Genomic DNA, 21,488 nt, shown 5'->3' with positions numbered 1-21,488 from the left:
CATCCATGACCATCCGCGTCGGCATCAACGGTTTCGGCCGCATTGGCCGCATGGTGTTCCGCGCCGCGCTGCGCCATTTCCAGGGCGACATTGAGATCGTCGGCATCAACGACCTGCTGGAGCCGGACTACCTTGCCTACATGCTGAAATACGACAGCGTGCATGGCCGCTTCCAGGGCGAGGTCGCGGTGGAGGGCAACACCCTGGTGGTCAACGGTCGCCGCATCCGCCTGACCGCCGAGCGCGATCCGGCCAACCTGCGCTGGGGTGACGTCGGCGCCGACGTGATCATTGAATCCACTGGCATCTTCCTTGACGACGCCGGCGCGCGCAAGCACCTGCAGGCCGGCGCCAAGCGCGTCATCATGAGCGCGCCGAGCAAAGACGACACGCCGATGTTCGTCTATGGCGTCAACCACGGCAGCTACGCCGGTCAGGACATCATCTCCAACGCCAGCTGCACGACCAACTGCCTGGCGCCGCTGGCCAAGGTGGTGCACGACCAGTGGGGCATCAAGCGCGGCCTGATGACCACCGTGCACGCCGCCACCGCCACGCAAAAGACGGTCGATGGCCCCTCCAACAAGGACTGGCGTGGCGGCCGCGGCATCCTGGAAAACATCATCCCCAGCTCCACCGGCGCGGCCAAGGCGGTCGGCAAGGTGATCCCGAGCCTGAACAAGAAGCTGACCGGCATGGCTTTCCGTGTGCCGACCAGCGACGTCTCGGTGGTGGATCTGACCTGCGAGCTGGAAAAGCCCGCCACCTACGACGAGATCTGCGCCGCGATGAAGGCGATGGCCGCCAAGCCGGTGGCCGAAGGCGGCCTGGCCGGCGTGCTCGGCTACACTGAGGACAAGGTCGTGGCCACCGACTTCCGCGGCGAGGTCTGCACCAGCGTGTTCGATGCCGAGGCCGGCATCCAGCTCGACCCGACCTTCGTCAAGCTAGTGGCCTGGTACGACAACGAGTGGGGTTACTCCAACAAGTGCCTGGAGATGGCCCGCGTGGTCGGCCGCTCGCTGTGAGGCGCCTGCGCTGCCAACCTGTCCGACGATTGCTCGTCCAACGCCCCGGCCCGTGCGCCGGGGCCGCCTGAGCCGGAGCCCGAACCGATGGACTTCATCCGCTTTGCCGATTTGTGCGCCCAGGGCCAGGCCCGGGGCAAGCGCGTCTTCATCCGCGCCGACCTGAACGTGCCGCTGGCCTTCGAGGACGGCGTGGCGCGCATCACCGAGGACACCCGCATCCGCGCCTCCGTGCCGGCGATCCGCATGGCGCTGGAGGCCGGCGCCGGCGTCATGGTCACCTCACACCTGGGCCGCCCGACCGAGGGCCAGCCCAAGCCCGAGGACACGCTCGCCCCGGTGGCCGAGCGCTTAAACGAGCTGCTCGGCCAGCCGGTGCCGCTGATCCAGCGCTGGGTCGATGGCGGCTTCACCGTGGCGCCGGGTCAGGTGGTGCTGCTGGAAAACTGCCGCCTCAACAAGGGCGAGAAGAAGAACAGCCCGGAGCTGGCGCGCAAGATGGCCGCGCTGTGCGACATCTTCGTGCACGACGCCTTCGGCACCGCGCACCGCGCCGAGGCCAGCACCTATGGCATTGCCGAGCACGCGCCGGTGGCCTGCGCCGGGCCGCTGCTGGCCGCCGAGATCGACGCCATCTCGCGCGCGCTGGAACAGCCGGCGCGCCCGCTGGTGGCCATCGTGGCCGGCTCCAAGGTCTCGACCAAGCTGACCATCCTGCAGTCGCTGGCGCAGAAGGTTGACCGCCTGATCGTCGGCGGCGGCATCGCCAACACCTTCATGCTGGCCGCGGGCCTGCCGGTCGGCAAGAGCCTGGCCGAGCCTGATCTGGTCGGCGAGGCCAAGGCCGTCATCGAGGCGATGAAGGCGCGTGGCGCCGAGGTGCCGATCCCGGTCGACGTCGTCGTCGCGCCGGAGTTCAAGCCGGATGCGCCGGCCACCGTCAAGGCCGCTGCCGAGGTCGGCGCGGATGACATGATCCTGGACATCGGCCCGCAGACCGCGGCGCAGCTGGCCGCGCTGCTGGAAAGCGCCGGCACCATCGTCTGGAACGGCCCGGTGGGCGTGTTCGAGTTCGCCGCGTTCGAGAACGGCACGCGCACGCTCGCGCAGGCGATCGCACGCTCCAAGGCGTTTTCGATCGCCGGCGGCGGCGACACGCTGGCGGCGATCGCCAAGTACGGCATCGAGTCCGACGTCGGCTACATCTCCACCGGTGGCGGCGCCTTCCTGGAGGTGCTGGAGGGCAAGACCCTGCCGGCGTTTGAAATTTTGCAACGCCGCGCGCGCGGCTGATCGCACGCGGTTTTTCCCGAGGAGCTAGGCCATGGCACTGATCACTTTGCGTCAATTGCTGGATCACGCCGCCGAGCACGGCTACGGCGTGCCGGCGTTCAATGTCAACAACATGGAGCAGATCCACGCCATCATGCAGGCGGCGGCGGCCACCCGCAGCCCCGTCATCTTGCAGGCGTCAGCGGGGGCGCGCTCCTACGCGGGCGAACCGTTTTTGCGCCACCTGGTGCTGGCGGCGGTCGAGCAATACCCCGACATCCCGATCTGTCTGCATCAAGACCACGGCACCACGCCGGGGGTGTGCATGCGCTCGATCCAGTCGGGCTTTACTTCGGTGATGATGGACGGCAGCTTGCGTGAGGACGGCAAGACCCCGTCCGACTACGACTACAACGTGCGGGTGACCCGCACCGTGGTGGACATGGCGCATGCTTGCGGCGTCTCGGTGGAGGGCGAGCTGGGGTGCCTGGGCAGCCTGGAAACCGGCAAAGCCGGCGAGGAGGATGGCATCGGGGCCGAGGGCACGCTGGATCATTCGATGCTGCTCACCGACCCGAACGAGGCCGCCGACTTCGTGCAGAAGACCCAGGTGGATGCGCTGGCCATCGCCATCGGCACCAGCCACGGCGCCTACAAATTCACGCAAAAGCCCACCGGCAAGGTGCTGCGCATCGACCGCGTCAAAGAAATTCACGCCCGCATCCCCAACGTGCATTTGGTCATGCACGGCAGCTCCAGCGTGCCGGAAGACTGGCTGGCCATCATCAACACCTATGGCGGCGACATGGGCACTACCTACGGCGTGCCGGTGGAGGAGATCGTCGAGGGCATCAAGCACGGCGTGCGCAAGGTCAACATCGACACCGACTTGCGCATGGCCGCCACCGGCGCCATCCGCAAGTTTTTGGCCGAGAACAAGAAGGAATTCGACCCGCGCAAATTCCTCAAGGAAGCCACCAAGGCCATGAGCGGCATCTGCAAGGCCCGCTACGAAGCGTTTGGCTGCGCGGGCATGGCCGACCGCATCGGCAAGATCTACAACCTGGAAGCGATGGCCAAGCGCTACGAAAAAGGCGAGCTTGCCGCTCAAGTGGCGTAAATGGCCGCCCGGCGCGCGGCCCCTTTTAGGGGTCGGTGCGTAGCCGCCAACGGCGCCGACTCCAACCCCGCCCGCGTGGCGGGGTTTTTATTGGCGTGATGCGGGCACTTTGGGCTCCCAAGTGAGTCCAATACGAGCTTGATCGACGACAATTCAGCTCGCATGATCCCCATCAAGACCGAATCAGCCTGGCGCGGCACCGCGGATTGCAAAGCGTGCGGCATCCGCGACATGGTGTTGTTTGCCGATTTGAACGAGCAGGATTTCAACCTCATCCATGCGCCGATCGACGACCTGGTCTATGGTGTCGGGCAGTCGCTCTACGCCGAGGCGGCGCCGGCGCACAGCGTCTTTACGCTGCGCAGCGGCTTGATCAAGCTGGTGCGCAGCACCCCCGACGGGCGTCAGCGCGTGCTGCGCGTCCTGCGGCCTGGGGATGTGGTGGGCATCGAGGCGCTGGCCGGGCCGCGCTACGACAGCGAGGCCGTGGCTCTGACCGAAGCTTCGGTGTGCCGCATCCCGGTGGACGTGATCCACCGGCTGGCGCAGCACTCGCCGCGCTTGCACATGCGCCTGCTGCAAAAGTGGCAGGCGGCGCTGCGCGAGGCCGATGACTGGCTGGCGGCGCTCAACTTCGGCACCGCGCGCCAGCGCGTGGCCAACTTTGTGCTCAAAATGCGCCACGCCACCGACCCCCAGGTTGTCACCTTGTTTTCACGCGAGGACATGGGCGCGATGCTCGACCTGAAGCTGGAGACGGTGAGCCGCGAAGTCAGCGCCCTGGTCAAAGCCGGCATTCTGGAGCCGCTGGATCGCATCGGACGGCTTTACCGCATTGCCGATGAAGCGGCCTTGCAAGCCCGCATAACCGGCTGAGGCGCGCGCTCATAGCTCTTCGACGCGCCGGGGCGGGTAGGTGTCCCAACCCTGGCATCCGGGGCAGTGCCAAAAATAGTGCTGCGTCTCAAAGCCGCACGCGACGCAGCGGTAACGCTTCAGCGGCTCGCAGGCGCGCTGCAACGCCTGACGCACCATCGGCTCGACATTCGGGTCGCCCAACGGAACCCCGGCCAGCCACAGGTTGGCCGCTACCAAAGAGGGCGCGTGGCGCAGGTGCTCGACGTAGCGCTGGCGCGCTGCGCTGAGTTCGTCTTCCAGCGCGGCCAGCGCTTGCGTGACGTCCACCGAAGGTGGGTGCTGCTCGGCCCACGTTTGCAGCTGCACGCGCACCTCGCGTTGACGTCCCGCAGCGGCAGCGGTCTGGGCCAGCGGGTGCGCCACCAACGGCACGTGGCTGGGTGCATGCCGCACCAGTGCCAGCAGGGCCTGCAGCGCCCCTTCGGTTTGCCCTAGCGCCTGGCGCAGCTCGGCCAAGGCGACCCAGGCGCGCGGCGATTCGGGGATGCGCTGCACCAAGGCTTCCAGCAGCGCCAGCGCTTCGCCGTGCCGTTGCTGGCGCTGCAAGGCGGCAGCCTGCTCACAGATGTGGTGCGCGCGCCGCAGCCGAAAACTGCCGTGTTCGCGCCCTTCCAGGGTTTCAGCCATCTCGGCGGCGCGCGTCCAGTCCCGTCCTCGCTCATACACGTGCAGCAGCGCCAACCGCGCATCGGTGTCGAAGCGCGTCTGCAGCAGAGCCCGAAACGCCGCTTCGGCGCGATCCAGCAAGCCGGCTTTCAGAAAGTCATGCGCCAGCGCGTGCTGAGCACGCTCGCGTTCGGCGGCGCCCAAATCGGCGCGCGCCAGCAGATGCTCGTGCACGCGCACTGCGCGCTCATAATCGCCGCGACGCCGAAACAAAGCGCCCAACGCGAAGTAGAGCTCGGCGGCATCGGGGTCGTGCCGCACCGCTTCCACGAAGGCGTCAATCGCTTGATCTTGCTGTTCGTTGAGCAGGTGCTGCAGGCCGCGAAAATAGGCGCGCGGCGCGCGTCGCCCTTCCAGCCGCCAGTGCCGCAAATCCAGCCGCGAGGCCAGCCAGCCCAAGCCAAACGCCACTGGCAGCGCCCACAGCAACCAGCCGAAATCAAACGGCATCGGGCCAATCCGTCTCGCTGCGCCGACCTTCGAGCGAGGCTGAGGTTGCTGGACTGGGGCTCGGGGCGACCGTTTCGCGGCGGGCCAGCCGCCGCGCGCGCCACCACATCGGCGCCATCACCGCCATGCCCAACAGCACGCCCAACAGCAGCACGATCAACAGAACGAGCGCCAGCGGCCCCTCCCAGCGGGTGCCAAAGAGGCCGTGCACCACCACCGGCGCGGTGTTGTTCAACGCCAGTGCAAAGATCAAAAAGAAAAAGGCGGCCCGCAGCAGCCAACGCAAGGCATTCATGGCAGCTTGGGGTGAGCGGCCCGATCCACCGCGTCGCGCAGCGCCTTGCCGGGCTTGAAGTGCACCCCGCGTCGCAGGGGCACCTCCACTGCGGCGCCCGTGCGCGGATTGCGGGCTTGGCGCGGCTCGCGTTCGTGCACGCTGAAGCTGCCGAAGCCGCGCAGTTCAATACGCTGGCCGGCTGCCAGCGCCGCCGCCATGGTTTGCAACAGCGTCATCACCACGGCCTGAGCGTCGGCTGCCGTCAGGTGAGGGCAACGCTCAGCCAGCGCTTCAATCAAATCGCTGCGGTTCATGCGGCGGATTATGCCCAACACGACCCGCCGATTCGCCGCTGCAGTGACTCTTGCAGCGTGCAGACGACAGGGGCCAACGAACAAGCCCGTCGGGCTTGCGAGCCGCGACGGGCTTAATGGCGATGCAAGCGCTCCAGCGCGCCGCGGCAAGCGCGGCGCAGCTCGGACGCTGTCAATTGTTGCTGCTGTCGAGCTTGGCGCGCAGCAGCGCGCCCAGGTTGGTGGTGCCGGCGTTGCCAGCGTGTTGCGCCAGGCTGGCCATCGCCTCCTGCTGGTCAGCGGCGTCTTTGGCCTTGATCGACAGCTGGATGCTGCGGTTTTTGCGATCGACGTTGATGATCACGGCGGTCACCTCGTCGCCGACCTTCAGCACGTTGCGCGCGTCCTCGACGCGGTCACGCGAGATTTCGCTGGCGCGCAGGTAGCCGGTGACGTCGTTGCCCAAGTCAATCTCGGCGCCCTTGGCGTCCACGCTCTTGACGGTGCCGGTGACGGTGGCGCCTTTGTCGTGGATGGCCACGAAGGTGGTGAACGGGTCGGCGTCGAGCTGCTTGATGCCCAGGCTGATGCGCTCGCGCTCGACGTCCACGCCCAGCACGACGGCCTCGACCTCCTGGCCTTTCTTGAAGTTGCGCACCGCGACCTCGCCGGGCTCGTTCCACGACAGATCCGACAGGTGCACCAGACCGTCGATGCCGTTTTCCAGGCCGACGAAGATGCCGAAGTCGGTGATCGATTTGATCGGGCCTTTGACACGGTCGCCCTTGCGGTGCGTATCCGCAAATTCCTGCCATGGGTTGGGCTTGCACTGTTTCATGCCGAGGCTGATGCGGCGCTTGTCCTCGTCGATGTCCAGCACCATGACCTCGACCTCGTCGCCGATGGCCACCACCTTGTTCGGCGCGACGTTCTTGTTGGTCCAGTCCATCTCGGAGACGTGCACCAAGCCCTCGATGCCGGGCTCCAGCTCGACGAAGGCGCCATAGTCGGCGATGTTGGTGACTTTGCCGAACAGGCGGGTGCCGGCGGGGTAACGCCGCGCCACGCCCAGCCACGGGTCGTCGCCCATCTGCTTCAGGCCCAGGCTGACGCGCTGGCGCTCGGGGTCGAACTTCAGCACCTTGGCCGTGACCTCCTGGCCGACTTGCACCACTTCGTTCGGGTGGCGCACGCGGCGCCAAGCCATGTCGGTGATGTGCAGCAGGCCGTCGATGCCGCCCAGGTCGATGAAGGCGCCGTATTCGGTGATGTTCTTGACCACGCCGGTGACGATGGCGCCTTCCTTGAGGGTTTCCAGCAGCTTGGCGCGCTCTTCGCCCATGCTGGCTTCAATGACGGCGCGGCGGCTCAGCACCACGTTGTTGCGCTTGCGGTCGAGCTTGATGACCTTGAATTCCATGGTCTTGCCCTCGTAAGGCGTCAAATCCTTGACGGGGCGGGTGTCCACCAGCGAGCCCGGCAGGAACGCGCTGATGCCGTTGACCATGACCTTGAGGCCGCCCTTGACCTTGAACGTGGTGGTGCCGGTGACGAATTCGCCGGACTCCAGCGCCTTTTCCAGCATCATCCAGGCCGCCAGGCGCTTGGCTTTTTCGCGCGACAGGATGGTGTCGCCGTAGCCGTTTTCGACAGCCTCCACAGCCACGGCCACGAAGTCGCCTTCCTGCACTTCGAGCTCGCCCTGATCGTTTTTGAATTCCTCCACCGGAATGTAGGCTTCGGACTTCAGGCCGGCGTTGACGACCACGTAGTTGGGGTCGATGCGCACAACCTCGGCGGTGATGACTTCGCCCACACGCAGGTCGGCACGTTGAAGCGACTCTTCGAACAGGGCGGCGAACGATTCAGACATGTAGTTTCCTGTGAACAACCGCCGCTTGCGGCGGCGGGCTAAGCGGTCACCCGGCTTGAGGCGCGGGTGGGTTGGGTTGAACATCCCTCCGTTGCGGGCGGCTCTCTTGCTGCCTGCGAATGAGAGGGGCCTTCATCAACAGACAAACATCGACAGCCGCCCGGGGTTTCATACCTCGAACGGCCGCCGCTGCGCCCACCAGCCAAGCACCGCCTCGACCGACTCCTCGATCGTCTGGTGCGTGTTGTCGAGCAGCAGCGCATCCTCGGCCGCCGCAAGCGGCGCCACGCTGCGCGCGCGGTCGCGCGCATCGCGGGCCTCGAGCTCGGCCAAAAGACTTTCAATGCTAGCATGTTCGTTGCGCGCGCGCAACTGCTCGTGGCGCCGCTCGGCGCGCGCGCGGGCGCTGGCGGTCAGGAACACCTTCAGCGCCGCGTCCGGAAAGATCACCGTGCCCATGTCGCGCCCGTCGGCCACCAGCCCCGGCAGGCGGCGGAAGGCCCGCTGCAGCGCCAGCAGCCCGGCGCGCACCGCCGGCACCGCCGAGACGCGCGAGGCCGCCGCGCCGGCCTCCTCGCTGCGCAGTTCGGTGGTGACGTCTTCCTGCCCGAGCCAGACGCGCCCGCCGTCGAAGCGCGCCGGCAGCGTGCGCGCCAGCTCCCCCAGCCGCGCCTGCACCGCCTCGTCCTGCAGCGCCGCGGCGTCGGTGGGCACGCCGGCGCGCGCCGCCGCCAGCCCCACCAGCCGGTACAGCGCGCCCGAGTCCAGCACGTGGTAGCCGAGCCGCCGCGCCAGCGCCGCCGCCAGCGTCCCCTTGCCGGAGGCGCTGGGCCCGTCGATGCAGATCACCGGGATGTCGGTGGGGTCGGCCTCGACCACCTGCCACAGCGTCTCGAAATAGTCCGGGAAGGTCTTGGCGACGCACCGGGGGTCGAGGATGCGCACCGGCTGGCGCGCCGGATTGAACGCCGCCAGCGACCCGCACATCGCCATGCGGTGGTCGTCGTAGGTGTGCAGCGCGGCGGCGCGCCAGCCGTTGGCCGGCAGCGGGTGCACGCGCAGCCAGTCCGGCCCCTCTTCGACGGTGGCGCCGAGCCGGCGCAGTTCGGCGGCCATGGCGGCGATGCGGTCGGTCTCCTTGACGCGCCAGCTGCCGATGCCGCGCAGGGTGCTTGGGCCGTCGGCGTAGAGCGCCAGCACCGCCAGCGTCATCGCGGCGTCGGGAATCGCATTGCAGTCCAGATCGAGCGCGCGCAGCGGCCAGGCGCCACGGTGCACGTGCAGCCGGTTGGCCTCGCCTTCCACCACCGCGCCCATCGCGCGCGCCGCGTCGGCAAACGCCACGTCGCCCTGGATCGAGGCCAGCCCCACGCCTTCGATCGTCACCGGCTGGGCCGTGGCCGCCAGCGCCCCGGCGGCGATGAAGTAGCTGGCCGCGGAGGCGTCGCCCTCGACGTGCACCTCGCCCGGCGTGACGTAGCGCGCGCCAGCCGGGATGGTAAAGCGCCGCCAGCCGTCGCGCTGCACCGCCACGCCGAAGCGCGCCAAGAGCTTGAGCGTCATCTCGACGTAGGGCTTGGAGATCAGCTCGCCCGCCACCTCCACGGTGACCGGCTGCGCCTGCGCCACCAGCGGCAGCGCCAGCAGCAGCGCGGTGAGGAACTGGCTGGAGACGTCGCCGCGCACGCGGATCGGGGCTTCCAAGTGCAGCGCCGCCGGGCCGCGCACGCGCAGCGGCGGGTAGCCTTCCTGCCCCAGGTGATCGACGCCGGCGCCGAGCTGGCGCAGCGCCTGCACCAGGTCGCCGATCGGCCGCTCGTGCATGCGCGGCACGCCGCGCAGCTCAAAGTGGCCACCCTCGCGTGCGGCCAGCAGCGCCAGCGCCGCCGTCAGCGGGCGCATGGCGGTGCCGGCGTTGCCGAGGAACAGCGCCGCCTGCCGCACCGGCAGCCGCCCGGCGAGGCCCGTCACCGCCACCGTGGTGGCGTCGAGCCGCTCCAGACCGCAGCCCAGCGTCTGCAGCGCCTCGAGCATCACGCGCGTGTCGTCGGAGTCCAGCAGGTCGCGCACGACGGTGCGACCGGCGCTCAGCGCCGCCAGCAGCAGCACGCGGTTGGAGATGCTCTTGGAGCCGGGCAGGCGCACGGTGCCGCCGGCGCGGCGCAGCGGGGGCAGATCGAGGAAGGGGATGTCGTACATCGGCTTGTTTCAGGGGCTGGGGGGCGCGCCGGCCGGCGCCCAGGCGCGGCGCACGCGGCTGGCCTCGTCGATCAGCAGCCGCAGCCGCGCCGGCTCCGCCAGCGCCGCCTCGAAAGCGTCCAGCGCGGCGCGAAACGCCGCCGCCTGCGCGCGCACCTCGGCGGCGTTGGCGTGCAGGATGTCGCGCCAGACGTCGGGGTCGCTGGCGGCGATGCGCGTAAAGTCGCGAAAGCCCGGCCCGGCCAGTTCCAGGAAGCGCGCCCCGTCGGGCTGCTGCGCCAGCGCGTGCACGGCGGCGAACGCCAGCAGGTGCGGCAGGTGGCTCACCGCGGCCAGCGCCGCATCGTGCGCCTGCGGCGTCATCGTGCGCACGCGCGCGCCCACGGCCTCCCACAGCGCCTGCGCGCGCCGTTGCGCGTCGGCGGCGGTTTCCGGCAGCGGTGTGACGATCACCTGCGCGCCGCGGTAGAGCTCGGCGCAGGCGTGCTCGACGCCGGCCTTTTCCTTGCCGGCGATTGGGTGCGCCGGCACGAAGCGTGCCAGCCGCGCCGCATCCAGCGCCGCGCGCGCCGCGGCCACGACGTCGGCCTTGGTGGAGCCGACGTCCATCAGCAGCGCGTCGTCCGCCAGCGCCGGGGCGAGCGCGCGCAGCGTCGCTTCGGTGGCCGCCACCGGCACGGCCAGCAGCACCACGTCGGCGCCGCGCGCGGCGGCCGCAGGGTCGTCGGTGGCCTCGTCCACCACGCCCAGCGCCACGGCGCGCGCGCGCGCCTCGGCCGAGCGGGCCACGCCGACCGCCTGCTGCAGGAGACCGCGGGCGCGCAGCGCGCGCGCGAACGAGCCACCCATCAGCCCGCAGCCGATCACCGCCAGGCGCCGCACCGGCGCCGCAGCCGCCGCGCCGCTCATGATTCCGACACCGGGTAGGCCCCGAGCATCTTGTAAAACGCGCACAGGCCCTGCAGCTCCTGCAGCGCCGCGGCCACGTGCGGCTGCGAGGGGTGGCCAGCGATGTCGATGTAGAAGTAATATTCCCATTGCCCCGACTTGGCCGGGCGCGACTCGAAGCGCGTCATCGAGACGCCGTGCTCCTTGAGCGGTTTGAGCAGGTCGTGCACGGCGCCGGGGCGGTTCGGCACCGAGACGACGATGCTGGTGCAGTCGCGTCCGCTCGGCCCGGGCATGGCCATCGTCTGCGGCAGGCAGATGATGGCAAAGCGCGTGCGGTTGTAGGCTTCGTCCTGGATCGCGTGCGCCACGATGTGCAGCGCGTACTGCGCCGCGGCGCGCTCGCTGGCCAGCGCCGCCCACGCCGGGTGGGTGGTGGCAAGCCGCGCCCCTTCGGCGTTGCTGGCCACGGCGCGCCGCTCGGCGTGCGGCAGGTGCGCCGACAGCCACCCCTGGCACTGCGCCAGCGCCTGCGGGTGCGCCATCACCACCTCGATGCCCTCCAGGCTGGGCACCTGGCGCAGCAGGTTGTGGCGCACCAGCAGGCTGATTTCGCCGACGATGTGCACTGGCGAGCGCAGGAACAGATCCAGCGAGCGCGCCACCACGCCCTCGGTGGAGTTTTCCATGCCGACGACGCCAAACTGCGCCGTGCCCGCTGCGGTGGCGTGGAACACTTCGTCGAAGCTCGGGCAGTGAATCAGCTCGGCGGCGCTGCCGAAGTATTCGATCGCGGCCTGCTCGCAGAACGTGCCTTCGGGGCCGAGCACGGCCACCCGCATCGGCGCCTCCAGCGCCAGGCAGGCCGACATGATCTCGCGCCAGATCGCCGCCACGTGGCGGTTGTGCAGCGGGCCCGGGTTGGCAGCCTCGATGTTGGCGATCACCTGCGCCGCTCGGTCGGGTCGAAAAAACGGCGAGCCTTCGGCGCGTTTCAGTTCGCCAACCTGCTGCGCGATGCGCGCGCGCTCATTCAGCAAACGCAGCAGCTCGCGGTCGAGGGCGTCGATCTGGTCGCGCAAGGCGCGCAGCGCCGGGCTGGCCTGGGGCTGTGGAGGCGGGGCAGGGCTGGGCGTCGTCATCGGCGCGGGTTTCCTCTTTTACGCGCTGCGCTCGAACTCGCGCAAGTAATCCACCAGGGCCTGCACGCCCTCGATCGGCATGGCGTTGTAGAGGCTGGCGCGCATGCCGCCGACCGACTTGTGGCCCTTCAGTTGCAGCAGCCCGCGCTGCTGCGCGCCACGCAGGAAGGCGGCGTTGCGCGGGTGCGCCGGGTCCTTCAGCGGCCGGCCGTCGTCGCCGCGCAGGAAGAACGGCACGTTCATGCGCGAGCGGCAGGCCGGATCCACGAGGTTGACGTAAAGCTGCGAGCCATCGATGGCCTCGTACAGCAGCCGCGCGCGCTCGATCGCGCGCGCCTCCATCGCCGCCACGCCGGTGAGCTCACCTTCGCGTTGCGCGGCCACCCACTGGAACACCAGGCCCGCCACGTAGATGGCCCAGGTCGGCGGCGTGTTGACCATCGACTGCTGCTCGGCCAGCACGCGGTAGTCGAACACGCTCGGGCAGATCGGCAGCGCGTGGCCGAGCAGATCCTCACGCACGATGATGAGCGTCAGCCCCGCCGGGCCGATGTTCTTCTGCGCCCCGCCGAACGCCAACCCCACGCGGCCCCAGTCGATCGGGCGCGACAGCACGTGGGAGGAGAAGTCGATCACCAGCGGGGCGTCGCACCCCAGCGCCGCCAGATCGGGCAGCTGGTGAAATTCGACGCCGTGGATGGTCTCGTTGCTGCACAGGTGCACGTAGGCGGGGTTGGCGCGCAGCCGCCACGTGGCCGGATCGGGGATGGCGGTGTAGCCGCCGTCGGCGCCGCTGGCGGCCACCTGCACGTCGGCGTAGCGGCGCGCCTCCTGCGCCGACTTCTGGCTCCACGCGCCGGTGACGACCACATCCACCGCGCGCTGCGGATGGCGCCCGGCGAGGTTGAGCGGCACCATCGCGTTGTGCGCCAGCGCGCCGCCCTGGCTGAACAGCACCTTGAAGTGGTCGGGGATGGCCAGCAGCGCGCGCAGATCGGCTTGCGCCTGCTCGAGGATCTCGCCGAATTCGCGGCCACGGTGGCTCATCTCCATCACGCCCATGCCGCAGCCGTGCCAGTCCAGCATCTCGGCGGCGGCCTGGCGCAGCACCGCCTCGGGCATGGTGGCCGGGCCGGCGGAGAAATTGAACGGGCGCGCCATCGGCTCAGCCCTCCGCGGGGGCGGGTTCGCCGCCTTCGTCCTCGTCGCCGGCGTCGGCGATACGCTGCAGACCGCTCAAGCGGTCGCCATCATCCAGGCTGATCAGCGTGACCCCCTGCGTGGCGCGGCCCATCTCGCGGATCTCGGCCACGCGCGTGCGCACCAGCACCCCACGGTCGGAGATCAGCATGATCTCGTCGTCCGGGCGCACCAGCGTAGCGGCCACCACCTTGCCGTTGCGCTCGCTGGTCTGGATGGCGATCATACCCTTGGTGCCGCGCCCGTGGCGGGTGTATTCGACGATGGGGGTGCGCTTGCCGTAGCCGTTTTCGGTGGCGGTCAGCACGCTCTGCGTCTCGTCCTCGGCCACCAGCAGCGCGATCACCTGCTGACCGTCCTCCAGCGTCATGCCCTTAACGCCGCGCGCCTGCCGGCCCATCGGGCGCACGTCGTTCTCGTCGAAGCGCACCGCCTTGCCGGCGTCCGAAAACAGCATCACGTCGTGCCGCCCGTCGGTCAGCGCTGCGCCGATCAGGTAGTCACCCTCGTCCAGATCGACGGCGATGATGCCGGCCTTGCGCGGGTTGCTGAATTCCTCGAGCGGCGTTTTCTTGACCACGCCCTGCGCGGTGGCCATGAAGACGTAGTGATCGGCCGGGAAGCTGCGGAACTCGCCGGTCAGCGGCAGCACCACGGTGATCTTCTCGCCGTCGGCCAGCGGGAACATGTTGACGATCGGCCGCCCGCGCGCGCCGCGCCCGCCGGCGGGCACCTCCCACACCTTGAGCCAATAGACCCGCCCGCGGTTGGAAAAGCACAGCATCCAGTCGTGCGTGTTGGCGATGAAGAGCTGGTCGATCCAGTCGTCGTCCTTGGTGGCGGCGGCCTGCTTGCCGCGACCGCCGCGGCGCTGCGCGCGGTATTCCGACAGCGGCTGCGCCTTGACGTAGCCGGCGTGCGACAGCGTCACCACCATGTCCTGCGGCGCGATCAGGTCCTCGGTGTCGAGCTCCTGCGCATCGGGCTCGATCTGGCTGCGGCGCTGGCCCTGCGGGGTCTGGCCGAACTCGGCGCGGAGGGCGCGCAGCTCCTCGGCGATGATCGCCGTGACGCGCTCGGGCTTGGCCAGGATGTCGAGCAGGTCGTCGATCTGCGCCATCACCTCCTTGTATTCGGTGACGATCTTGTCCTGTTCCAGGCCGGTCAGGCGCTGCAGCCGCATCTGCAGGATCTCCTGCGCCTGCGTCTCCGACAGCGCGTAGAGCCCGTCGGCCTGCAGCCCGTAGGCGCGCGCCAGCCCCTCGGGGCGGTAATCGTCGGCGTTGACCGTGCCGCCGTCGGCGCGCGCGCGCGTCAGCATCGCGCGCACCAGTTCGCTATCCCAGCGGCGCGCCATCAGCTCGGCCTTGGCCACCGGCGGGGTGGGGCTTTCGCGGATGATGCGGATGAACTCGTCGATGTTGGCCAGCGCCACCGCCAGCCCTTCCAGCACGTGGCCGCGCTCGCGCGCCTTGCGCAGCTCGAACACCGTGCGCCGCGTCACCACCTCGCGCCGGTGCTGCAGGAAGATGTCGAGCAGATCCTTCAGGTTGCACAGCCTGGGCTGGCCATCGACCAGCGCCACCATGTTGATGCCGAAGGTGTCCTGCAGCTGCGTGTGCTTGTAGAGGTTGTTGAGGACGACCTCGGGCGCCTCGCCGCGCTTGAGCTCGATCACCACCCGCATGCCGGACTTGTCGGACTCGTCCTGGATGTGGCTGATACCCTCGATCTTCTTGTCGCGCACCAGCTCGGCGATGCGCTCCAGCAGCACCTTCTTGTTGACCTGGTAGGGCAGCTCATCGACCACGATGGCCTGGCGCTGGCCGCGGTCGATGTCCTCGAAGTGGCAGCGCGCGCGCATCACCACGCGCCCGCGCCCGGTGCGGTAGCCCTCGCGCACGCCCTGGATGCCGTAGATGATGCCGGCGGTCGGAAAATCCGGCGCCGGGATGAAGGCCATCAGGTCATCCACCGTCGCCTCGGGGTGGGCCAGCAGATGCAGGCAGGCGTCCACCACCTCGTTGAGGTTGTGCGGCGGGATGTTGGTGGCCATGCCCACCGCGATGCCGGCCGAGCCGTTGACCAGCAGGTTTGGCAACCGCGCCGGCAGCACCAGCGGCTCGCGCTCGCTGCCGTCGTAGTTGGGGCCGAAATCGACCGTTTCCTTGTCGATGTCGGCCAGCATCTCGTGCGCGATCTTGGCCAGCCGGATCTCGGTGTAGCGCATCGCGGCGGCGGCGTCGCCATCGACCGAGCCGAAGTTGCCCTGGCCGTCGATCAGCATGTGGCGCAGGCTGAAGTCCTGCGCCATGCGCACGATGGTGTCGTAGACCGCGCTGTCGCCGTGCGGGTGGTATTTACCGATGACGTCGCCGACGATGCGCGCGGATTTCTTGTACGGCCGGTTCCAGTCGTTGCCCAGCTCATGCATGGCATACAGCACGCGCCGGTGCACGGGCTTCAGGCCATCGCGGGCGTCGGGCAGCGCGCGCCCCACGATCACGCTCATCGCGTAATCGAGGTAGCTGCGGCGCATCTCCTCTTCGAGGCTGACGGGCAGGGTTTCGTGGGCGAATGGAAAGGTCATGAATGCAACCTGCGCCGGCTATTCAAGAAGCGGCAATGCCGCCAACGGGTCGCGCCTGGTTCCGTATCCGCCAGGGGCGAGCCGGCCATCGAAAATGATCCAAACAGATTCTACCGAGGCGCTGAGGGCCGTCCCGCGCCCCCCGGGTCGAGGCGCAGGCTGACGGATCGCCCCTGGGTGTGTCGCATGGCGGCAACATCCCACGGCCAAGCCGTCGCTTGAGATGCCGCAGGCGGCTTGGGTGCGCGTGTCGGTTGTGGCAGAATGGAACCAAGAGCGCAAAGATCCGTCTATGGAATGCGGATCCGCGATCTGTCTCCGCGTTGACCCATACCTAGAGGAACCCCATGAACAAGCTCACCAAGATTGCCGCGCTGTTCGCCTCGGCTGCGATGGCCTCGGCGGCAGGCGCCCAGACTGTTGACAACTGGCGCAACGGTTCGGGCGACCTGGTGTGGAAAAACGGCACCAACGAGCTGTGCTGGCGCAACAGCGCGTGGACGCCGGCCACCGCCGCTCAGGGCTGCGACGGTGCCATCACGCCGGCACCGGCACCGGCGCCGGCGCCGGCTCCAGCCCCCGCCCCTGCGCCGGCTCCAGCCCCCGCTCCGGCTGCGGCGGCACCAGCTCCGGCTCCGGCGCCGGAGCCGGCGCCTGCTCCCGCTGCGGTCGCGCCGGCCAAAGTGACCTACGCCGCCGACGTGTTCTTTGACTTCGACAAGGCGGTGCTCAAGCCCGAAGGCAAAGCGCGGCTGGATGACCTGGTTGAGAAAATCAAGTCCATCAAGCTGGAAGTGGTGATCGCGGTCGGCCACACCGACTGGACGGGCCCGGAAGCCTACAACCAGAAGCTTTCGGTGCGCCGCGCCGAAGCGGTTAAGGCTTACCTGGTTAGCAAGGGGGTCGATGCCAACCGCATCTACACCGAAGGCAAAGGCGAGACTCAGCCGGTGGCCGACAACCGCACCCGCGAGGGTCGCGCCAAGAACCGTCGGGTGGAGATCGAGGTCGTCGGTACGCGCTGATCGGGTTGGCGCCCGCGCCCATGCCCTTGGCGGGTACGGCCGTTTCCCTGTGACGAAAGCCCCGCAAGGGGCTTTTGTCGTTTCCGCGGCCCCGTGCGCGGGGGCGGGGCTGCCGCGATAATCGAGCCATGGAAGCGAAGCTGAACGCCGATGCGGCCGAACTGGCCAAGTTCTCGGATCTGGCCCACCGCTGGTGGGATCCGGCGGGTGAGTTCCGCCCCCTGCACCAGATCAACCCGCTGCGTCTGGGTTGGATCGAGGAGCTGGCGGGCGCGCTGAGCGGACGCGATGTGCTTGACGTCGGCTGCGGCGGCGGCATTTTGGCCGAGGCGATGGCGCGCCGCGGCGCGCGCGTGCTGGGCATCGATCTGGCCGACAAGCCGCTCAAAGTGGCGCAGTTGCACGCGCTTGAGCAGGGAGTGACGGGGCTGCAATATCGCGCTGTTGCGGTGGAAGAACTGGCGCAGCAGCAGTCCGCCTCGTTCGACATCGTCACCTGCATGGAAATGTTGGAGCACGTGCCGGACCCGGCCTCGGTGGTGGCGGCCTGCGCGGCGCTCGTCAGACCTGGCGGCTGGGTGTTTTTCTCAACGCTGAATCGCAACCCCAAAGCATTCTTGCTGGCCATCGTAGGGGCGGAATATGTGCTGCGGCTGCTGCCGCGCGGCACGCACGAGTATCGCCGCTTCATCCGCCCCCGGGAATTGGCGCAGTGGGTGCGGCTGGCGGAATTGGAGGTGAAACAGCTAAAGGGGTTGACTTACAACCCGCTGACGCGTCGATTTGCCCTGACGGCGGACACCAGTGTCAACTATTTGATGGCCGCGCGCCGGGAGGCGGCGTGAGCGCGCGCTGGCGCGGCGTGCGCGCGGTGCTGTTCGACCTGGACGGCACGCTGCTGGACAGCGCCCCGGATCTTGGCCACGCGGCCAACGTGCTGCGGCAGCGCCGCGGCCTGCCCCCGCTGCCGCTGGAGGTGTACCGCCCGCGCGCCAGCAGCGGCGCGCGCGGCATGCTGGCGGTGGCGCTCGACCTGCACCCCGGGGACGACGCCTTCGAGGCGGCCAAGGCCGAATACCTGGCGGTGTACGAGGAGGTGATGCTGCGCGCCACGGCGCCGTTCGACGGTGTGCCGCAGCTGGCGCAGGCGCTGGATGGCGCCGGCCTGCCGTGGGGCGTGGTGACCAACAAGGTGGAGCGCTTCGCGCTGCCGATCGCCGCGCGCGTGGATCCCTTGCCGCGGGCGGCCGTCGTCATCGGGGGCGACACCACCCCGCATCCCAAGCCGCACCCCGCGCCGTTGCTGGAGGCGGCCCGCCGTTTGGGTGTGGAGCCAGCCGCGTGCATTTACGTGGGCGACGACGAGCGCGACATCGTCGCTGGCCGCGCTGCGGGCATGCGCACGGTGGCGGCGCGCTACGGCTATTTGGGTCTTGAGCCGGATGTGGCCGCCTGGAGCGCCGATGCGCACATCGACCATCCTGCCGAGCTGTTGAACTTTCTGGATTTGTCCTAAACTAACAGGTTTAAGGGGGCTGCACCGGTTTCGACGTGGGTGCAGACCTGCCGCAGGGCATGCCGAGGTGCTGTCACCTCGCTAAACCACAGCAGCAAATTAACTGCGAACGACGAACGTTTCGCTCTCGCCGCCTGATCGCGGTGAGCCTTGCACCGGTCGGCCGATAGACCGGGCTGGAGGGGCCGTAAGGCCCTGACGGCAGCAAGGGCGCTTCAATCGGCTGGTCGCGCCGCGGGCAACCTGTGGCGCGACGAGACCTAAGGTTGCTGGTTCCGCGCGCAGCGTGCCGCTGCGCGGCGCGCGGGACGAGACTCCATACAGACGGCTACGCATGTAGAACTGCGCAGGAAAGGCCTGCGGACGGCGGTTCGACTCCGCCCAGCTCCACCAAACACCCGCCAGTTCCGCCACCCTGCGGGCGATGTTTGATCGCGATCATCCCCGCCCCGGCGTCGTTGCCCCTACAATGCGCCATCCGCACGATTCCTCACCGGTGCGGGTATGGGTTGGAGTTGAGGACGTTTAAAGGGTTTGCATGTTGTTCGATCAAACGGGCTGGGATGCCTTGCTTGACTTTCTGGCCCAGGGGCTTGCCGGCGCCTCGTGGTGGCAAATGTTGCTGTTCACGCTGGCGATGACGCACATCACCATCGTCAGCGTCACGCTGTATTTGCATCGCCATCAAGCGCACCGGGCGCTGGATCTGCATCCAGCCGTGGCGCACTTCTTTCGCTTTTGGCTGTGGCTGACCACCGGCATGGTGACCAAAGAATGGACGGCCATTCACCGCAAGCACCACGCCAAGTGCGAGCAGGAGGGCGACCCGCACAGCCCGCAAGTGTTCGGCATCCGCAAGGTGCTGTGGCAGGGTGCCGAGCTCTACCGCGCCGAGGCGAAGAACGAGGAGACGCTGCGCCGCTACGGCCACGGCACGCCGGACGACTGGATCGAGCGTCACCTGTATGCGCGTCACTCGCGCCTCGGGGTGAGCCTGATGCTGATCCTGGACGTGGCGCTGTTTGGGGCGGCCGGCTTGGCGGTGTGGGCGGTGCAGATGGCGTGGATTCCGTTTTGGGCCGCCGGCGTCATCAACGGCATTGGCCACTACTGGGGCTACCGCAACTTCGAGGCGCCCGATGCCAGCACCAACGTGTTCCCGTGGGGGGTGATCATCGGCGGCGAGGAGCTGCACAACAACCATCACACCTTCCCCACTTCAGCGAAGTTTTCGGTCAAGCCGTATGAGTTTGACCTCGGCTGGCTCTACATCCGGGCGCTGGCCGCGCTGCGTCTGGCGCGCCCAAAGAAAGTGCCGCCTAAGCTCGCGTTCGGCCAAGTCAAGCCGGTGCCCGACGAGAAGACGCTGGAGGCCATCATCGCCAACCGCTACGAAGTGATGGCGCGCTACGCGCGCGAGATGCGCGCTGCGGTGCGCGCCGAGTGGGCGACGCTGCGCGCCCAAGTCGGCGACGAGTCGCTGTTGAAGCTGGCGCGGCGCTGGCTGCACCGTGACGATGACAAAGTGCCGGCGTCGGTGCGCGCGCGGCTGCAGCAGCTGCTGGGTCACGCGCCGAGCTTGGCGACGATGCACGCGATGCGCGAAGAATTGCGCCGCCTGTGGTCGGATGCGGCGCTGTCGCGCGAGCAGATGGCGCGCGAGCTGCAGGCGTGGATCCAACGCGCCGAGCAAAGCGGCATCGAGGCGCTGCATCGCTTCGCGCAGCGCTTGCGCGCGGCGCAGCTGGCGCCGACGGCGCCGTAAAGGCGGGACTGGTGATCTATCGCGCAGCGGAAAACGGCGGCAGGGTTGGCCGCTGTTCTTGTTTGAACGGGCTCGCGATGCCGGCGCGGTAGCGACATCGACCAAGCAAAAACCGCCAGCGACGGCTGGCGGTTTTTTGATATTGCGACTGCGGCACGCCGATACGGGCGTGGCTGGCGCTTACTTCAGCTTGGCTTCTTTGTATTCCACGTGCTTGCGCGCCACCGGGTCGTATTTCATGAACGACAGCTTGTCCGGCGTCGTCTTTTTGTTCTTGGTCGTGGTGTAAAAGTGACCGGTGCCTGCGGTCGATTCCAGTTTGATCTTTTCGCGTCCGCCTTTGGCCGCCATGATGAGCTCCTCGTCTTGCTGTGCGTTTAAGCTTGACCGCGGGCGCGCAGGTCGGCCAGCACCGCTTCAATTCCGACTTTGTCAATCAAACGCAGCGCCGCGCCCGATACACGCAGGCGCACCCAGCGCTTCTCGCTTTCGATCCAGAACCGCCGCGTCTGCAGGTTCGGCAGAAAGCGGCGCTTGGTTTTGTTGTTGGCGTGGGAGACGTTGTGCCCCACCATGGGCTTTTTGCCCGTCACTTCGCACACACGTGCCATGATGCTGGTCACTCCATTGAAGATTCCGCGGCCAAGGCCCAACGGTAACCCTAGGCCGCACCTCGCCCGCGTCCTGTGCTGTGCCGCCTGCCACACGTGGAGTGCCTCGTCTGGACAATACACGGCGTGTGGACGGCTCCGGCTCGCGGGCGGCCAAATTGCCGCGGCCGTCTGACCGCGGCAAAAGCGCCATTATACCAGGTTTCCCATGCTGGTGGGTTGCACTCTCTTGGGAACGTCTGCACAACCCACTCCTGACCAGGTAGCATGACGCCTGTGAGGAAGCACAACGCAGGAGCGCCGCCAATGAAGCAAGCCAGTCTCGGAGCCGGGTTTAACTGTACTCTTAACCTTCTTGGGTTGCAGTTGTTGACTCGTCGGCAGGCTCCTGTCGGACCTGCTGCACGAAGCGCTGCACGGTCTGGTACGGGGTGCGACCGTTGTTGCGGTAGCCCAGGTGCGGCCGCTCATGGTTGTCGTGGTGCAGCCAGGCATCCAGGTCGCGCTGCAGTTCGACGAGCTCCGTGCAGACCTTCTGGCGCAGCGCGACACGGAAGAACTCATCGGGCACGCTGCGGTGCAAGCGCTCCACGAACCCGTTGGTTTGTGGCCGGCGCACCTGGGTGCGGCGATGCTCGATGTCGTTGAGCTGCAG

The 21,488-nt window shown here is 68.3% G+C and carries 20 protein-coding genes and 1 other RNA gene; 9 read left to right on the top strand and 12 right to left on the bottom strand.

What is annotated here, in order from left to right:
- The first annotated feature begins 5 nt into the window (after nt 1-5).
- The 4 genes from gap to Talka_RS11105 all read left to right on the top strand — a co-directional run bounded on the left by gap (nt 6) and on the right by Talka_RS11105 (nt 4,296).
- Complete coding sequence (gene gap, locus Talka_RS11120) at nt 6-1,028, top strand: type I glyceraldehyde-3-phosphate dehydrogenase (RefSeq protein WP_143891395.1); 1,023 nt, start codon at nt 6-8, stop codon at nt 1,026-1,028.
- Between the two features lie 87 nt (nt 1,029-1,115).
- On the top strand, nt 1,116-2,321 hold the full coding sequence (locus tag Talka_RS11115; protein WP_143891394.1) for a phosphoglycerate kinase: 1,206 nt from the start codon (nt 1,116-1,118) through the stop codon (nt 2,319-2,321).
- Between the two features lie 31 nt (nt 2,322-2,352).
- Nucleotides 2,353-3,420 carry a class II fructose-bisphosphate aldolase gene (gene fba, locus Talka_RS11110; RefSeq protein ID WP_143891393.1) on the top strand — a complete coding sequence of 356 codons (1,068 nt, stop codon included), beginning with the start codon at nt 2,353-2,355 and terminating at the stop codon, nt 3,418-3,420.
- Between the two features lie 162 nt (nt 3,421-3,582).
- Nucleotides 3,583-4,296 carry a Crp/Fnr family transcriptional regulator gene (locus Talka_RS11105; protein WP_143891392.1) on the top strand — a complete coding sequence of 238 codons (714 nt, stop codon included), beginning with the start codon at nt 3,583-3,585 and terminating at the stop codon, nt 4,294-4,296.
- 9 nt (nt 4,297-4,305) lie between these two features.
- On the opposite strand, the gene Talka_RS11100 is transcribed toward Talka_RS11105, so the two are convergent.
- The 9 genes from Talka_RS11100 to gyrA form a co-directional block, all read right to left on the bottom strand.
- Nucleotides 4,306-5,454, bottom strand: a complete 1,149-nt coding sequence (locus tag Talka_RS11100; protein ID WP_143891391.1) for a lipopolysaccharide assembly protein LapB — start codon at nt 5,452-5,454, stop codon at nt 4,306-4,308.
- Nucleotides 5,444-5,749 carry a lipopolysaccharide assembly protein LapA domain-containing protein gene (locus Talka_RS11095; RefSeq protein WP_143891390.1) on the bottom strand — a complete coding sequence of 102 codons (306 nt, stop codon included), beginning with the start codon at nt 5,747-5,749 and terminating at the stop codon, nt 5,444-5,446. Before Talka_RS11095 ends, Talka_RS11100 begins: the two co-directional genes overlap by 11 nt.
- Nucleotides 5,746-6,045 carry an integration host factor subunit beta gene (locus tag Talka_RS11090; protein WP_143891389.1) on the bottom strand — a complete coding sequence of 100 codons (300 nt, stop codon included), beginning with the start codon at nt 6,043-6,045 and terminating at the stop codon, nt 5,746-5,748. Before Talka_RS11090 ends, Talka_RS11095 begins: the two co-directional genes overlap by 4 nt.
- Nucleotides 6,046-6,217: 172 nt before the next feature.
- Nucleotides 6,218-7,897, bottom strand: coding sequence for a 30S ribosomal protein S1 (gene rpsA / locus Talka_RS11085; RefSeq protein ID WP_143891388.1), 1,680 nt, complete (start codon nt 7,895-7,897; stop codon nt 6,218-6,220).
- Between the two features lie 168 nt (nt 7,898-8,065).
- Nucleotides 8,066-10,096, bottom strand: coding sequence for a bifunctional 3-phosphoshikimate 1-carboxyvinyltransferase/cytidylate kinase (locus tag Talka_RS11080; protein ID WP_143891387.1), 2,031 nt, complete (start codon nt 10,094-10,096; stop codon nt 8,066-8,068).
- A gap of 9 nt (nt 10,097-10,105) precedes the next feature.
- Nucleotides 10,106-11,005, bottom strand: coding sequence for a prephenate dehydrogenase (locus Talka_RS11075; RefSeq protein WP_143891386.1), 900 nt, complete (start codon nt 11,003-11,005; stop codon nt 10,106-10,108).
- A complete protein-coding gene (gene pheA, locus Talka_RS11070) occupies nt 11,002-12,126 on the bottom strand; it encodes a prephenate dehydratase (protein ID WP_143891385.1) in 1,125 nt (374 codons plus the stop codon). The genes Talka_RS11075 and pheA overlap by 4 nt, the downstream gene beginning before the upstream one ends.
- 18 nt (nt 12,127-12,144) lie before the next feature.
- The gene (gene serC / locus Talka_RS11065; RefSeq protein ID WP_143891384.1) at nt 12,145-13,287 is read right to left on the bottom strand and encodes a 3-phosphoserine/phosphohydroxythreonine transaminase; all 1,143 of its coding nucleotides are present in this window, start codon (nt 13,285-13,287) and stop codon (nt 12,145-12,147) included.
- A 4-nt stretch (nt 13,288-13,291) separates the two neighbouring features.
- The gene (gene gyrA, locus Talka_RS11060; protein WP_143891383.1) at nt 13,292-15,916 is read right to left on the bottom strand and encodes a DNA gyrase subunit A; all 2,625 of its coding nucleotides are present in this window, start codon (nt 15,914-15,916) and stop codon (nt 13,292-13,294) included.
- A 347-nt stretch (nt 15,917-16,263) separates the two neighbouring features.
- Here gyrA and ompA point away from each other — a divergent pair, with 347 nt between their 5' ends.
- From ompA to Talka_RS11035, 5 genes are all read left to right on the top strand, one after another.
- Complete coding sequence (gene ompA, locus Talka_RS11055; RefSeq protein WP_143891382.1) at nt 16,264-16,941, top strand: outer membrane protein OmpA; 678 nt, start codon at nt 16,264-16,266, stop codon at nt 16,939-16,941.
- Nucleotides 16,942-17,069: 128 nt separating this feature from the next.
- Nucleotides 17,070-17,786, top strand: coding sequence for a bifunctional 2-polyprenyl-6-hydroxyphenol methylase/3-demethylubiquinol 3-O-methyltransferase UbiG (gene ubiG, locus Talka_RS11050; RefSeq protein ID WP_143891381.1), 717 nt, complete (start codon nt 17,070-17,072; stop codon nt 17,784-17,786).
- Nucleotides 17,783-18,457, top strand: a complete 675-nt coding sequence (locus Talka_RS11045) for an HAD family hydrolase (RefSeq protein ID WP_246100668.1) — start codon at nt 17,783-17,785, stop codon at nt 18,455-18,457. The genes ubiG and Talka_RS11045 overlap by 4 nt, the downstream gene beginning before the upstream one ends.
- Nucleotides 18,458-18,472: 15 nt before the next feature.
- Nucleotides 18,473-18,850: a transfer-messenger RNA gene (ssrA, locus tag Talka_RS11040) on the top strand.
- Nucleotides 18,851-18,995: 145 nt separating this feature from the next.
- Complete coding sequence (locus Talka_RS11035; protein ID WP_143891380.1) at nt 18,996-20,222, top strand: DesA family fatty acid desaturase; 1,227 nt, start codon at nt 18,996-18,998, stop codon at nt 20,220-20,222.
- Between the two features lie 180 nt (nt 20,223-20,402).
- On the opposite strand, the gene rpmG is transcribed toward Talka_RS11035, so the two are convergent.
- From rpmG to Talka_RS11020, 3 genes are all read right to left on the bottom strand, one after another.
- Nucleotides 20,403-20,573 carry a 50S ribosomal protein L33 gene (rpmG, locus tag Talka_RS11030; RefSeq protein ID WP_132963502.1) on the bottom strand — a complete coding sequence of 57 codons (171 nt, stop codon included), beginning with the start codon at nt 20,571-20,573 and terminating at the stop codon, nt 20,403-20,405.
- A 26-nt stretch (nt 20,574-20,599) separates the two neighbouring features.
- On the bottom strand, nt 20,600-20,833 hold the full coding sequence (rpmB, locus tag Talka_RS11025) for a 50S ribosomal protein L28 (RefSeq protein WP_132963501.1): 234 nt from the start codon (nt 20,831-20,833) through the stop codon (nt 20,600-20,602).
- 346 nt (nt 20,834-21,179) lie between these two features.
- Nucleotides 21,180-21,488: integrase core domain-containing protein (locus Talka_RS11020; protein ID WP_185970146.1), on the bottom strand; the 309-nt coding region annotated here is incomplete at its 5' end.

Origin of the sequence: Tepidimonas alkaliphilus, from assembly GCF_007556595.1 — a bacterium.
GTDB lineage: Bacteria > Pseudomonadota > Gammaproteobacteria > Burkholderiales > Burkholderiaceae_C > Tepidimonas > Tepidimonas alkaliphila.
This window is presented reverse-complemented; position numbering and strand designations above follow the sequence as displayed.

Coding starts and splice junctions, on each gene's coding strand:
- gap (WP_143891395.1), top strand. CDS start 6: ATGACCATCCGCGTCGGCATCAACGGTTTCGGCCGCATTGGCCGCATG.
- Talka_RS11115 (WP_143891394.1), top strand. CDS start 1,116: ATGGACTTCATCCGCTTTGCCGATTTGTGCGCCCAGGGCCAGGCCCGG.
- fba (WP_143891393.1), top strand. CDS start 2,353: ATGGCACTGATCACTTTGCGTCAATTGCTGGATCACGCCGCCGAGCAC.
- Talka_RS11105 (WP_143891392.1), top strand. CDS start 3,583: ATGATCCCCATCAAGACCGAATCAGCCTGGCGCGGCACCGCGGATTGC.
- Talka_RS11100 (WP_143891391.1), bottom strand. CDS start 5,454: ATGCCGTTTGATTTCGGCTGGTTGCTGTGGGCGCTGCCAGTGGCGTTT.
- Talka_RS11095 (WP_143891390.1), bottom strand. CDS start 5,749: ATGAATGCCTTGCGTTGGCTGCTGCGGGCCGCCTTTTTCTTTTTGATC.
- Talka_RS11090 (WP_143891389.1), bottom strand. CDS start 6,045: ATGAACCGCAGCGATTTGATTGAAGCGCTGGCTGAGCGTTGCCCTCAC.
- rpsA (WP_143891388.1), bottom strand. CDS start 7,897: ATGTCTGAATCGTTCGCCGCCCTGTTCGAAGAGTCGCTTCAACGTGCC.
- Talka_RS11080 (WP_143891387.1), bottom strand. CDS start 10,096: ATGTACGACATCCCCTTCCTCGATCTGCCCCCGCTGCGCCGCGCCGGC.
- Talka_RS11075 (WP_143891386.1), bottom strand. CDS start 11,005: ATGAGCGGCGCGGCGGCTGCGGCGCCGGTGCGGCGCCTGGCGGTGATC.
- pheA (WP_143891385.1), bottom strand. CDS start 12,126: ATGACGACGCCCAGCCCTGCCCCGCCTCCACAGCCCCAGGCCAGCCCG.
- serC (WP_143891384.1), bottom strand. CDS start 13,287: ATGGCGCGCCCGTTCAATTTCTCCGCCGGCCCGGCCACCATGCCCGAG.
- gyrA (WP_143891383.1), bottom strand. CDS start 15,916: ATGACCTTTCCATTCGCCCACGAAACCCTGCCCGTCAGCCTCGAAGAG.
- ompA (WP_143891382.1), top strand. CDS start 16,264: ATGAACAAGCTCACCAAGATTGCCGCGCTGTTCGCCTCGGCTGCGATG.
- ubiG (WP_143891381.1), top strand. CDS start 17,070: ATGGAAGCGAAGCTGAACGCCGATGCGGCCGAACTGGCCAAGTTCTCG.
- Talka_RS11035 (WP_143891380.1), top strand. CDS start 18,996: ATGTTGTTCGATCAAACGGGCTGGGATGCCTTGCTTGACTTTCTGGCC.
- rpmG (WP_132963502.1), bottom strand. CDS start 20,573: ATGGCGGCCAAAGGCGGACGCGAAAAGATCAAACTGGAATCGACCGCA.
- rpmB (WP_132963501.1), bottom strand. CDS start 20,833: ATGGCACGTGTGTGCGAAGTGACGGGCAAAAAGCCCATGGTGGGGCAC.